Genomic DNA, 11889 nt, shown 5'->3' on the forward strand with positions numbered 1-11889 from the left:
CGACCGGCCCGCCCTGGTGCACGCCGCCCGAACCCGCCCGGCGTCGCAGCACGTCTGCGCTCGCCACCGTCACCGGCGCCGGGCTCACCCGGAGCGGGCGCTTCGGGGCGGGGCTGCATCCGACCAGCCGGCGGCCAGACCCCGGGCCACGGCGTCGGCGAGGTCCGCCGCCACCAGGCGGCCGCGCAACCGACGCCCCAGGCCCGAAGGGGCCGGAACGACCAGCAGGCACCCGCTGGCCTGGGCCGCCGACACCGCCTCGGGGCGCAACTGACCGGCCAGCCAGTGGCCCGCCCGCTCGCCCGCCACAGCCATAACCGGCCCCAGGTCCTCGCGCGCCCCGTTCTTCCAACCCAGCACCAGGGGACGCACCGGCCCGGTATAGGTGGACAGGGCCCACACGTCCACCTGCCCGGCGGCGTCAACGTGCTCCACCCGGTGCGGCGGGGCGGCCAGCAGCGCCGCGCAGTCCCCGCACAGGGGCGTGTCCCAGCGTCCGCAGCCGGCGCAGTTGACCGGCAGGCCCACATGCAGCGCGTCGGTGAGCAGCCGGGAGAACACTCGCGTCATGTCTGTCAGTGTGCGTCCGCCCGGCGGCACCGCCCAGGCCGCTGCCCGGACTGTCCACATCCGGGTGGGGCCGACGGTCGCGAAGTGAGGCTGTGGACTCCGGTGGCGAATGGAGCCGGGCCCGTTCCACGGTCTTTGCGGTCAGCGATAGCGGGGCATGCGCCGGAGCGACGGCGGCCCGATGACATACCATGGCGGCGTCCGTGCTCGGTCACCCGGGCATGGGGCCCGTCGGCCCGGGCTCACGGCCGCGGCGGGAGCCCACCACCTACCAGGGGAGAAAGCAGCGTGTCGATCGTCGACCGGATCCTTCGCATCGGTGAGGGACGAACCCTCAAGAAGCTCGATGCCCTCGCCACCCAGGTCGAGGCGCTCGCGGAGGACTACCAGGACTTCACCGACGCCGAGCTGCGCGAGCAGACCGCGGAGTTCAAGCAGCGCTACGCCGACGGGGAGACCCTGGACGAGCTGCTGCCCGAGGCCTTCGCCACCGTGGTGGAGGCGGCCGACCGCGTGCTGGGCCAACGCCCCTACCATGTGCAGATCATGGGCGGTGCCGCCCTGCACCAGGGCAACATTGCGGAGATGAAGACCGGTGAGGGCAAGACCCTGGTGGCCACCATGCCCTCCTACCTGCGGGCGCTGACCGGTAAGGGCGTCCACGTGGTCACCGTCAACGACTACCTGGCCGAGTACCAGTCCGACCTGATGGGCCGCGTCCACCGCTTCCTGGGGCTGTCCACCGGCTGCGTGCTAGCCACCCAGCGGCCCGCCGAGCGGCGCAAGCAGTACGCCTGCGACATCACCTACGGCACCAACAACGAGTTCGGCTTCGACTACCTGCGCGACAACATGGCCCAGCGGCCAGAGGACCTGGTGCAGCGCGGGCACGCCTTCGTGATCGTCGACGAGGTCGACTCCATCCTCATCGACGAGGCCCGCACCCCGCTGATCATCTCCGGCCCCGCCACCGGGGACGTCAACAAGTGGTACAAGGAGTTCGCCAAGATCGCCGGGCGGTTGCGCGCCGGCCGCGACTACGAGGTCGACGAGAAGAAGCGCACCGTCGGCGTGCTCGCCCCCGGCATCGAGCGGGTGGAGGACTACCTGGGCATCGACAACCTCTACGAGTCCGAGAACACCCCCCTGATCGGCTTCCTGAACAACGCCATCAAGGCCAAGGAGCTGTTCCACCTGGACAAGGACTACATCGTGCGCGACGGCGAGGTCCTCATCGTCGACGAGCACACCGGCCGCGTCCTGCCCGGACGCCGCTACAACGAGGGCATGCACCAGGCCATCGAGGCCAAGGAGCGGGTGGACATCAAGGCCGAGAACCAGACCCTGGCCACCATCACCCTGCAGAACTACTTCCGCCTGTACCCGGAGGCTCGCGCGCCGGCATGACCGGCACCGCCGAGACCGAGGCCGCCGAGTTCGCCGGCACCTACGGCATCGGCGTGGTGCCCATCCCCACCAACAAGCCCATGATCCGCGTGGACCAGCCCGACCTGGTCTACACCAACGTGGCCGCGAAGCTGACGGCCGTCGTTGACGACATCGCTGAACGCCACGAGGTCGGCCAGCCCGTCCTGGTGGGCACCACCAGCGTGGAGAAGTCCGAACGGCTCTCCCGGCTGCTGACCGAGCGCGGCATCCCCCACCAGGTCCTCAACGCCAAGCAGCACGCCCGCGAGGCCGCCGTCGTCGCCCTGGCCGGGCGCAAGGGCGCGGTCACGGTGGCCACCAACATGGCCGGCCGCGGCACCGACATCATGCTCGGCGGCAACGCGGAGTACATCGCCGTGTCCGCCCTGAAGGAGGCGGGCCTGGACCCGGAGGAGAACGCCGAGGAGTACGAGCGGGCCTGGCCCAAGGCGCTCGCCGCCGCCCAAGAGTCCTGCGCCGCGGAGCACGACGAGGTGGTGGAGCTCGGTGGCCTGTACGTGCTGGGCACCGAACGACACGAGTCCCGCCGCATCGACAACCAGCTGCGTGGCCGCTCCGGCCGCCAGGGAGACCCGGGTGAGTCCCGCTTCTACCTGTCCATGGAGGACGACCTGATGCGCATGTTCGCCTCCGGCGCCGCTCAGCGCATCATGAACTCCGGCGCTATCCCGACGATGTGCCCATCGAGTCGAAGATGGTCACCCGTGCCATCGCCTCCGCGCAGCGGCAGGTCGAAGCGCGCAACTACGAGATCCGTAAGAACGTCCTGAAGTACGACGACGTCATGACCGAGCAGCGCGAGAAGGTCTACTCCGAGCGCAGGCGCGTCCTGGACGGGGAGGACCTGGAGCCGCAACTGGAGAACTTCCGCGCCCAAACCATCGGTACCATCGTGGCCTCCCGCACGCAGGAGGGGCGCCCCGACGAGTGGGATTTGGACGCCCTGTGGGACGACCTTGCCCACGTCTACCCGGTCAGCGTAACTCAGGAGGATCTGATCGAGGAGGTCGGCGGCCGTGACCTGCTGTCCTCCGAGCGGCTGACGGCCGAACTCACCGACGACGCCGCAGTCGCCTATGAGGACGCCGAAAAGCGCCTGGACGAGAACCCCATCGCCCGCGCGCAGCTGGGCGAGGAGCCCATGCGCGTCCTGGAGCGGCGAGTGCTGCTTGCCGTCGTCGATAAGCACTGGCGCGAGCACCTGTATGAGATGGACTACCTCAAGGAGGGTATCGGCCTGCGCGCCATGGCCCAGCGCGACCCGCTGGTGGAGTACGCCAACGAGGGTGCGCACATGTTCAAGGCCATGATGGAGGGCATCCGCGAGGAGACGGTTGAACAGGTCTTCGCCAATGCTGCGCGCTTCGACGCCGCGGCGGCCCGCGCCGCTGCCGAGCAGGAGGCGCAGGACGCGGAGCCGGAGTCCGCCGCAGGCGGCGCGAAGCCCGGCGCACGCAAGCGGGGGACCGCCAGCAAACGGGCCGAGGGCGGCTCCGTGCTGGGCACGACCGGTCAGGAGCCCATGAACCAGCGCATCACCTACACCGCCCCCAGTGAGGACGGTACTGCCACGGCCACCCCCGCCCCCTCGGTGCGGACGTCGGCGAAACCGGTGCGCGCTGCTGCTGGCCCTACCGGCGCAGGCGCCGCTGCCGGCGCGAACCAGGCCGCCTCGGCTCCGGCGGGCAACCGCAAGCAGCGGCGTGCGGCCGCCAAGAAGCGCCGCAAGTAGTTCAGGCGATCTCCAGGGCGGCCAGCAGCCACCGGCCCCGGAAGGCCTCCAGGCGGGCCGCCGCCGCCCGTACGCGGGCGCCGTCGTCGAGCAGGATCGTCACTTCGCAGGTGCCGTGTTCGGGCCGCTGGGCGTGCACCGAGCGGGGGCGCATGCGGGTGGGAGCTCGCCCAAGCAGTCTTCGGGCCAGACCCGCCCGGCGGGCGAGGGCCGCGAACAACTCCGGGGTGGTCCAGCGGGCGAGGTGGTCGGCGCTGCGGTGACCGGACAGTACCTCTGCGGCGGCGGTGACGACGACGGCCGCGAAGTGTGCCGGGTCCGGCATGGGGGTGCCGGTGTCGGCACCAGCGGCGTTTGACCCGAGGACGCTGCCCGGTGGGATCGCTGCCGCGGCTGCGGCCCCCGGTCCGGCGGCGCGTCGGCTGCCCTCCTGCAGAGCGGGACGGAAGGCCATCCGATCCCAACCGCGGGTCTGCCCGGTTTCGTCCGGGCCGGGGCGACGTGTCACTGTGCCGCCGGCCGCGGTGGCGGGCAGGCGCCGCACCTGGAGCCGGCGCGGCTGCGGCGTCGGCTTGGAATGGTGCGTGGGTTGCCGCTCGGTAAGACGGCCCGAGTCCGGCGCCGTGGTTGGGGTGGTGCGGGGCACTGCGGTGGGGGCGGTCAGGACTGTCATGGTGGTTCTCCTGAAGCGAGGCGGTTCCGATGAGCATTGGGAAGTGCGGGCCGCTCACGGGCGGTCGGTGAGGGTGGGAACGGTCAGAAGCGCTCCGGGGTGGATGAGCCCGGGGTCGCGCCGATCACTTCGAGGTTGGCTTGATAAAGCCGGGGCCAGGCGGCGGCGATGTCGGCCGTGGCGGCGTCGGGCCCGAGCGACCCGGCCGTGATCGACCACAGGGACTCGCCGACGGCGACGCGGTGCGTGGTGGTGTCTGTGGTGCCGGTCATGGCGGGGGACTCGCTCGCGACGGCTGCCCCCGCTGCGCGATGTGGGGTGCTCAGCTGCGCGCCCGGGGACTCGGCAGCGGGCAGCAGGGGGATGCGCACCGCGGTCTGGGTGGCGGGTGCGGTGGCGGCCGCCGCTTCGACGGCCTCCGGCTCGAGTGACTCAGTTTCGCTGGGCCGCGCCGGGGCGCTCGCGGTGGGCCGCCAGCCGAGGTCGTCGGTATCCGGCATGGAGTCGGTGGCGGCCAGCGCCGGGCTCGCGGTGACGCCGACGACGAGAACGCCGCCGGCTAGCCGCCGCACCAGGGGAGCGCCCCAGCGGCGCAGCAGCCGGACCGCCGCCCCGGCATTGGGTTCCTGGAACTCCGTGATCACGCCCGACCGGGTGGAGCGGTACAGGATGACGAGGGCGACGGCGGCGGACACCAGGTGCCACAGTGCGCCTACCGTGCCGGCGGCGCAGCCCAGTGCGGTGATCGCTGCTGACAGCTGGTTGGCGCCCCACCAGGCCGGCGGTAAAGCGAACAGAGTGCGGACACTGCCGAGTGTCGCACTTAGCAGCACCGGCATGATCGCGGCGCAGGCCAAGCCGAGGCCGGCCAGGCGGACGCTGTCGCGCACAGCGAGTCGGCGTGCTTCCGGTTCGCGAGGTTCCATCCACGTTGATGTAGCCATGTGTCATCCCGTCGCCGTTGATCATGTTTGATGATGTTAGATCATGACGCATGGGTGTACGTGTGTCAAGCAGATGTTAGAAGTGTGTTGACGTTGGGCGGCTGTGCCCGGTTTGGACCGCCTGCGTCGGTTTGGACCCCTTACGTCTGTTTGGACCGCCCATGTGGCACACAACGGCGGTCCAAACCGGGGATAGCGGTCCAAATGGACTTACGCGGTCCAAACCGGGGATCGGGGTCGAAACCGGGGAAGACGGGCTGGAGGAAGGCCGCCCGGTCAGGCCCGGTGGCGGCCGGAGCGACGGCGCGCGGAGTTGTCTGCCGCGGGTTGCGGCATTGAGGCCTGGGCGTTCACGGCCGCGATTGCGGAGTGGACCGCGTTGGACTCCGGGGTGGCGCCGAGACCTGCCTGTGGCGGGGGTGGCGGTGCGGGCGTGGCTGCGCCTACAGCGGGGCTGCTGGCTGCACCCGCCGGCGCGGCACTCGGCCTCGCCGTGGCAGTGGGATCGTTGGCGGCTTTTGGCCGTCGATGCGTCCGCAGCCGGGAAACCAGGCACTGCAGCCGAGCGCCACGGGCGGCGCGGTCTGCCCGGGCCGAGGTGCCTGAGTTCGGGTCCACGCGGTCCACCAGTTCGGCTAGCGCCCGCCCCAACGGTGAGCCTGGCGCGGCCTCAAGCACGCTGCGCCCCTCCATCAGGCAGCGGTCAGCCGTCTGGGCGTCCTCGGGCAGCACGATGACCTCCTCCAGGCCGCCGAAGCGTGCCAGCGCCTCCCGTACCGCCCGTTGCGGGGATGGGCCCGCGGCGGAGGCGCGCACGCGGTTGACCACTACCTCGACACGCCCGGTCGGCCGCATGTCACCGTCGAGATCATCCATGAGCTGCAGCAGTCGGCGCACCCCGATCGGGTCGCCGGCTCCGACGATCACCACCACGTCCGCGCTGCGCAGCAGGTCCGCCGATACGGCGCCGCGCCCCGGCTCCAGGGTGAAGTCGTCCACGGCATCGTCGACCTGGCCTCCGGCAACATCCACCACCGTCCAGGAGACCGCATGTCGACACCGCTCCCACACCTCCGGCATCGCCGCCGGCGGCAGCTCTCGCCAGCGCCCGGGGCGACCCAGGCCGGTCAGCAGCCGTCGGCCCTCGCTGATCGGGACGAGAATACGATCCAGCGTCTCCGCGTCCAGGCGGCCGCGTGCGGCCAGCCGTGCCGCCGTGGCCAGGGCGGAGGAGTCCTCGGGCAGGCCGAGCAGTTGGGTCAGGCTGGGGGCCTCGATGTCCGCGTCCACCAGGATGGTGTCGCCGGCGAGCCCGCTGGCCAGGGCGGCGGCCACGGTGGAGCGTCCCGGCGCGCCGTGTGGGCCCCACACCACCACCAGCCTGCCGCGCTCGGCATCTCCGGCTGCTCCGACAGCGGCGCCCTCGGTGTGAGCGATCTCGGGCGTGCCGGCCGGACCCATGATGTCCCGGCGCGGTGAGAAGCTCGGCGGCGATGCGGGTGGAGTTGCTGCGTCGAATTCGTCCCACAGGTCGGCCGCCGCTGCGTCCGCAGGCGGCGAGGCGGGCGTCGCCGGCGTGACCGTGGTTGAGATCGCAGGCGCGGCCGAACGCGGGCCCGGCGAGGAGACCCGGCTACGGGCGATCGACTGCAGGCGGGCGCACACGACGGTGGCGGAGGCGGCGGTGGACTCCACCGGCCAGCCGGTACTCTCCCAGCGCTCGCGGTCGGCATCCGGTGCCAGCAGCAGACCGGTTACCCCGGCACGATTCAGCCGGTCCAGCACGCTGCGGTCGAGCTCGTCAAAGTCCGTGCCGATGACGGCAAGTGTTCCGAGCCCGGCCAGGGCGACGCTGAGCAATTCGGCCGTGTCCGCGCAGCGGCGCACCACCTGCATCCCCGAGCCCGGCGCGTCGATGGTGCGCAGGATGTCGGCGTCGTCGCTCAATGCCAGCATGACGCCACGCGGCCCCGGCGCCGTCGGCTCGTCGTGTCCGGTGGCCATCATTACTGCCCCTGGCCGGTGGGGACGAGCACGAGGGAGCCGTTGGCGCCGATGGCGGTCAGCACGTCGGCGACCGCGTCTTGGGGTACAAGCACCTCGACTTGCACGCTGGTGCCGCCGACGATCGAGGAGCCGACCTCCCCGACGGAGGAGACCATCAGCCCCTGGGCGACGATCTCGGCGGAACCGGCGTCCTGCCCGGCGACCGGGGCGGTGGGCAGGGCCCACAGGTCGACGACGTCGCCGGCGCCGGTGCCCGCGGGCAGACTGGAGGCGACATCGAGCACCACGGAACGCAGGTCGACGTCGCCGGCCGCCCCAACCGCCCCGGACGGCAGCAATTCGCCGGCTTGGAGTGAGCGGGTGGCGACGGCGTCGGCGGGCAGATCGCCCGCGGTGACGTAGGCGGTGGTGCCGGGATGGGAATCAACCAGTGCGAGCACTCCGTCGGCGTTCAAGTCGGCACCGGGGGCGACGTCCTGCGTGAGGACATAGATCGGTTCGGTGTCCGCGGCGGCGTTTACGGCCCAGGCGCCCAGGGCCACGGCGGCACCGATCAGCACCAGTCCGCCTGCGAGCCGCGGGTCCTTCCAGGTGGGGCGGCGTAGCCGACCCGGCGCCGGACGCGCGGGGCGAGTATTGAGGAAGCGAGGTGCGCTTCGCTGCGCTGAGCTCATGGGATCCTCCTTGATCATGAGCGTGGCCCTTGGGTGCTCTAAGAGCATCGTTGGTTATTCACAAGTATGTTCGACTATGGCGTACGCGGCAAGATAATGAGAACATAGTGCCATGCCAGATAAGTTTCTGACCATCGCCGAAGTAGCCGAGCACCTGCAACTGTCCGCTCAGGGGGTGCGCGCCCTGATCCAGTCCGGGGAGCTGCCTGCAATCCAGGTGGGGGCCCGCCACCTGTGGCGGGTGCCGGAGAGCGCCTTCGATGAGTATGTGGAGCGGCAGCTGGCCGCGACCCGCCAGATGGTGGCCTCCGGGTCCGCCAAGACGTCCCGATCCGTGGACGCCTAGCCTCGCCCAAATCCCGAGGCCGGGGCCGATGACATCCCGAGAGCGGCGCAAACAACGCCTACGGTCGTGGCTAGCCGGCGCTGCTACCGGCTGCGCACCACGTCAATCACCGCCAGCGCAATGGTGACCGCCCCGGGCGCGTGCCCGGATACCGGGTCGCGGGCAACATCGATGTAGTCGGCGCCCACCCGGGCGAGCCGGCCGGTGACCTCCTCCGAAGCACAGATCACGCGCACGCGCGTGCCCGCACGGGCGAGCTCCCGCAGAGCGCTCTGGAGGGTGGGGCGGCGGTGCTCGTTGCGTGTCGGTGCGGGACCGGGCAGGGGCGAGACCAACGCGACCGCCTCGAGCGGCACGAGCGACTGAATCCTCTCGCCTTCATCCAGCAGTACGAAGGCATCCTCCGCGCGTCTTACCACGCCGTCGACGGCGGCCCCGCCGCGCGTGCGCAGGTGCACGGTGCGGCCGACGGCGCCGCGCAGCCGGTCGGCCAGGTGCAGGGAGGCGACTTCCGCCTCCGCGAGGTCGGCGGCTTCGGCGGCAATGTTGGTGCGCCGCTGGGCGTCGAAGCGGCTTTCCAGGTCGGCCAGCAAGCTGTCCCAGTTCATACCGACAGCCCACCACATCGGCCGCGCCGCACCAAGGGGACCTTAGTCGCGGTAGACCCGTACGCGAACCGGTTGGCCCGATGCGCGCGGTGGCGGGATCGGGATGCGGCATGCGCGTGGCGGCGAGCGCGCGTGCGACGCGGTTTCGGGGCACACTTGCCCCATGCGTGTCTATCTGCCAGCCACCGCCGCGACTTGTCCGCGGCCTCGATCAGCCCCCGCACCGCCCACGCCGCCACGTCCGCGCTGGCCGCGGTGTTCCCCGAGGAGGATCAGGAGGGCCTGGAGGTATCCGCAAGCCTGTGTGCCGCCGATTCCTCCGTGATGCTGTTGGCAGTACCCGGAGCCGAGGACCTGGCCGACCGCCGGGTGGTGATCGCTGCCGACGTCGAGGCGGAGCAGGTGCGGGAGGCGCCGGCGGGAGGCGACGTTCTGCCGGGAACGGTTGAGGTGACTGTGCCGGTGGAGTGGGAGGCGGTCGCGGCCCTACTGGTGGATGAGGCGGACGCCGAGCCCGACGTGCGCGCTGCGCGCACCGGTGACGAGGCCGCCTTCGAGCGTGCCGCCGACGCGGACCTGCTGTGGTACGACGTGTCTGAACGCGCCGCACTCGCCCAGGAACTGGCCGAGTCCTCGCGAGACCGGCACTAATCACGCGGCGAGACCGGCATCAATCACCCAGTCAGGGGCGAGCACGCGGCAGCCCTGTCAGGAGGCGATGGTGCGCAGCGTGGAACCGGTTGGCGAGCGGGTGACCTCAATGCGGTCTGCCACCTGCCGGCGCAGCTCCTCCACGTGGGAGACGATCCCGACCGTGCGCCCACCCGCCTGCAGACGCCCGAGCTCGGCCAGCACAGCCTGCAGCGTTTCGGGATCCAGGGAGCCGAAGCCCTCGTCGATGAACAGCGTTTCCATGGTCACCCCGCCGGACTCGGCCGTGACCACGTCCGCCAGGGCGAGCGCCAGCGACAGGGACACGTAGAAGGTCTCCCCGCCCGACAGCGTCTTGGGGTCGCGCACATCCGAGTCGGAGAACCGATCCACCACCCCGAGCCCGAGTCCGCGGTCCCTGCGGCGGGCGGAACCGGCCTCGTCGTCGACCCGTACGAGCGCGTAGCGGCCCGCAGACATCTGGTCCAGGCGGTCGTTGGCGAAGGCAAGCACGTCGTTGAAACGCTCTAGCAGCACCCAGGTGGATAGCGGGGTCGCGGCGTCGTTGCTGCCGGCGGCTAGGGCGGCGACCTCCAGCAGGGTGGCGGAATCCTCTATGGCGGCGGTGAGCGCATTGGCGGCGTCGGCGAGCCCGGCCGCCGCATCTCGAACCCGCGCCAGGAATGCGCGGGCCTGCTCCCGCGCTTGCATAGCCGCCTCGTAGTTGGATTCGGCCGCGGTCAGGCGTTCCCGGGCGCCGTCGACGTCGGCAGTCTCCTCTCCCGTGAGGGAGGCGATCGTCTCGTCCTCGGTTAGTGCCTGCCGGACCCGCTCGCGCCGCGCCGCCCTCTCGTTGACCCGCGCCTCCAAGGCCGCCAGATCGGAACTGGGCAGGGCGGCTGCCGCGGCCTGTGCGGCGGAGGCAAACCCCGCCTGCGCCACCATATCGGCCAGTTCCCTGCGTTCCTGCACGGCGGTGCGAGTCGCGGCCTCGGCCGTGGTGAGCCGGGTGGCCAGGTCGGCTGCGGCATCGGCGGCATCGGCCAGGGAACGCATGCGCGCGGCGACGGACTCGTACTCGCCGCGGGCGTCGCGACAGCGCTCCCGATCCTGGGCGAGGGCGGCGGACTGCGTCTCCAGACGGGCGCGGTCCTCTGCCAGGCGGCTGCGACGCCGATCAAGGTCTTCGCGCAGCCGGTCGGTGACCTCGGCGAACTCTGCGAGCTCGGCCTCCAGCTGTGCCAACGGCGCGGCAGTCTGCTCGGCGGCCTGGAGACGGGCCCTGGCGGCCTCCAGTGATTGGGTGAGGACGTCCACGGAACCTTCTCCGGCGATCGCACGCGCGGCGGCCTGCTCGGCAACCAGGGTGTCGTGTTCCCGGGTGCAGGAGGTCAGGGCCGCGTCCGCCTGCTGCTGCGCCGCCTCTGCATCCTCCACCTGGGTGCGGGAGATCGCAGAGGCCCCGGGCGCGGCGGGGGAGGGGTGCTCGGTCGACCCGCACAGGGGGCAGGGCTGCCCGTCGACGAGTTCGGCGGCCAGTGAGCCGGCGGTGGCGGTGATCCAGTCGTTGCGCCGCTGCGCAACCAGGCCCGCCGCGGTCAGAGCCTCAGCGGCGGCCTGCTGCACGGCGTCGCGGGCGGCGGCGATGCGCGGTTCCAGGGCGGCGGCCCGCTGGGCGGCCTGCAGACGCTCCTGGCAGGCGTCCCGCGTTACGCGCGCCTGCGCCAGCCCGGCCTGCGCCTCCCGGGCGGCGGTCAGGCGCTCGGACAACTCGGTTTGCAACCCGGGGCGCTCGGCCAACTGTGCGGCGGCGCGCTCCACCTCCGCGGCGGTGGCCGCCAGCTGCTCCCGTGTTGCTTGCGTCTCCTGCTCGCGAGTCGGCAGGCCCGCCTCCACCTCGACGACGGCGCTGAGCGCCCCGGCGCGCGTGCGCAGGCTCTGACCGTGCTCGGTTAACGCTGCAGCGGCCGCGGCTACGGCCGCGAGTGCGGGTTCGGCCTTGGGGGAGGAAACGTCATGGTGCGCGTTGGGGGAGGTCGCGAGGGCGGGCTCGGCCGAGAGCAGCGCGGCGAGCCCGTCCAGGGCCGCTCGGGCCGGGCCCGCCTCGGCGCCGGCTAACGCGAGGGCACTGCCGGGATCGACGTCGGGGGCATCGGGGGCGTCATCGGCGAGTGCCTGCGCGGCCCGGCCGTGGGCGGCGTCGGCGGCGCGTGCGGCCTCCTGTGCCCGCGTTAG

Annotated in this window: 9 protein-coding genes and 1 pseudogene; 3 read left to right on the forward strand and 7 right to left on the reverse strand. The window is 71.9% G+C overall.

Annotated features, from left to right (window positions below; translation table 11 throughout):
- Positions 1-84: 84 nt before the first annotated feature.
- Positions 85-570, reverse strand: a complete 486-nt coding sequence (locus BW737_RS09795) for a ComF family protein (protein ID WP_143233366.1) — start codon at positions 568-570, stop codon at positions 85-87.
- Between the two features lie 288 nt (positions 571-858).
- On the opposite strand from BW737_RS09795, the pseudogene secA reads away from it, so the two are divergent.
- Positions 859-3751, forward strand: a pseudogene (gene secA / locus BW737_RS19150) (preprotein translocase subunit SecA).
- A 1-nt stretch (position 3752) separates the two neighbouring features.
- On the opposite strand, the gene BW737_RS18380 reads toward secA, so the two are convergent.
- The 4 genes from BW737_RS18380 to BW737_RS09820 form a co-directional block, all read right to left on the reverse strand.
- Positions 3753-4424, reverse strand: coding sequence for an Rv3235 family protein (locus BW737_RS18380; protein WP_257210700.1), 672 nt, complete (start codon positions 4422-4424; stop codon positions 3753-3755).
- Positions 4425-4507: 83 nt separating this feature from the next.
- Complete coding sequence (locus tag BW737_RS09810) at positions 4508-5314, reverse strand: hypothetical protein (RefSeq protein ID WP_086616007.1); 807 nt, start codon at positions 5312-5314, stop codon at positions 4508-4510.
- A 330-nt stretch (positions 5315-5644) separates the two neighbouring features.
- Positions 5645-7375: a CpaE/TadZ family protein gene (locus BW737_RS09815; RefSeq protein WP_086616006.1), complete on the reverse strand. Its 1731-nt coding sequence runs from the start codon at positions 7373-7375 to the stop codon at positions 5645-5647.
- Positions 7375-8049: a hypothetical protein gene (locus BW737_RS09820; protein WP_086616005.1), complete on the reverse strand. Its 675-nt coding sequence runs from the start codon at positions 8047-8049 to the stop codon at positions 7375-7377. Before BW737_RS09820 ends, BW737_RS09815 begins: the two co-directional genes overlap by 1 nt.
- A gap of 112 nt (positions 8050-8161) precedes the next feature.
- On the opposite strand from BW737_RS09820, the gene BW737_RS09825 reads away from it, so the two are divergent.
- Positions 8162-8395 carry a helix-turn-helix domain-containing protein gene (locus BW737_RS09825; protein WP_086616004.1) on the forward strand — a complete coding sequence of 78 codons (234 nt, stop codon included), beginning with the start codon at positions 8162-8164 and terminating at the stop codon, positions 8393-8395.
- Positions 8396-8478: 83 nt separating this feature from the next.
- Here the strand turns inward: BW737_RS09825 and BW737_RS09830 are convergent, their stop codons facing one another.
- Positions 8479-9003, reverse strand: coding sequence for a Fis family transcriptional regulator (locus BW737_RS09830; protein WP_086616003.1), 525 nt, complete (start codon positions 9001-9003; stop codon positions 8479-8481).
- Between the two features lie 195 nt (positions 9004-9198).
- On the opposite strand from BW737_RS09830, the gene BW737_RS09835 reads away from it, so the two are divergent.
- Entirely contained in the window at positions 9199-9654 is a 456-nt protein-coding gene (locus BW737_RS09835) for a DUF6912 family protein (protein WP_257210701.1), read from the forward strand.
- A gap of 57 nt (positions 9655-9711) precedes the next feature.
- Here the strand turns inward: BW737_RS09835 and BW737_RS09840 are convergent.
- The coding region (locus tag BW737_RS09840) for an SbcC/MukB-like Walker B domain-containing protein (protein ID WP_276567345.1) at positions 9712-11889 on the reverse strand (2178 nt) is incomplete at its 5' end.

The organism is Actinomyces ruminis, from assembly GCF_002154335.2.
In the GTDB taxonomy this organism is placed as follows: Bacteria; Actinomycetota; Actinomycetes; order Actinomycetales; family Actinomycetaceae; genus Actinomyces; species Actinomyces ruminis.